The 989-nt window shown below is 74.5% G+C and carries 1 protein-coding gene and 1 pseudogene; both read left to right on the forward strand.

The window, feature by feature from the left end; all coding sequences use genetic code 11:
• Positions 1-109 (forward strand): annotated as a pseudogene (locus tag BZL64_RS41380) (transcriptional regulator); the annotation flags it as partial.
• A 74-nt stretch (positions 110-183) separates the two neighbouring features.
• A partial coding sequence (locus BZL64_RS27610; protein WP_086771897.1) for a DMT family transporter occupies positions 184-989 on the forward strand: 806 nt, incomplete at its 3' end.

Genomic DNA, 989 nt, shown 5'->3' on the forward strand with positions numbered 1-989 from the left:
CGCCCGCTGGTGCGAGCGCATCGGCTCCGAGCGGGCGGTACGGGTGACGGCGACGGGCGAGCGGGCGCTGGGCGAGCTGCTCGGCATCGACGGGGCGGCTCTGCGGTGAGCCGCCCGCCACGAAGCGCCCGTCCGAAAGCCGCGAGCCCGCCCACCCTTCGACTTCCTAGCCTGAGGAGCATGATGAACACCGCCCGTCGCCCGGAGCGCCGTACGGAACTGCTCGCCGCCGGTGCGGCGTCCGTCACCGTCGTGCTGTGGGCCTCCGCGTTCGTGTCGATCCGCAGTGCGGGTGCCGCGTACTCCCCCGGCGCGCTGGCCCTCGGCCGGCTGCTGGCCGGGGCCCTGACGCTGGGACTGATCTGCCTCGTCCGCCGGGAGGGGGTGCCGCCGCGGTCCGCCTGGCGCGGGATCGCGGTGTCGGGCGTGCTGTGGTTCGGCTTCTACATGGTGGCGCTGAACTGGGGCGAGCAGGAGGTGGACGCGGGTACGGCGGCCCTGGTCGTGAACATCGGGCCGCTGCTCATCGCCCTGCTCGGCGCGCGGTTCCTCGGCGACCGGCTGCCACCGCGGCTGCTGGCCGGGATGGCGGTGTCGTTCGCGGGCGCGGTGACGGTCGGGCTGTCGATGTCCGGCGGGGGCGGTTCCTCGCTGCTCGGGGTGGTGCTGTGCCTGCTGGCCGCCGTCGCGTACGCCGGTGGGGTCGTGGCGCAGAAGCCCGCGCTGGGGCGGGCCAGTGCCTTGCAGGTGACGACGTTCGGCTGCCTGGTGGGCGCGGTGATGTGCCTGCCGTTCGCCGGACAGCTGGTGGCCGACGCCTCCGACGCGCCGGTCACGGCCACCCTCAACATGGTCTACCTCGGCGTGTTCCCGACCGCGCTCGCCTTCACCACCTGGGCGTACGCGCTGGCCCGCACGACCGCCGGCCGGATGGGCGCGACGACGTACGCCGTGCCGTCGCTGGTCGTGCTCATGTCCTGGCTGGCGCT

The sequence above is a fragment of the Streptomyces bobili genome (assembly GCF_002154575.1).
GTDB lineage: Bacteria > Actinomycetota > Actinomycetes > Streptomycetales > Streptomycetaceae > Streptomyces > Streptomyces bobili.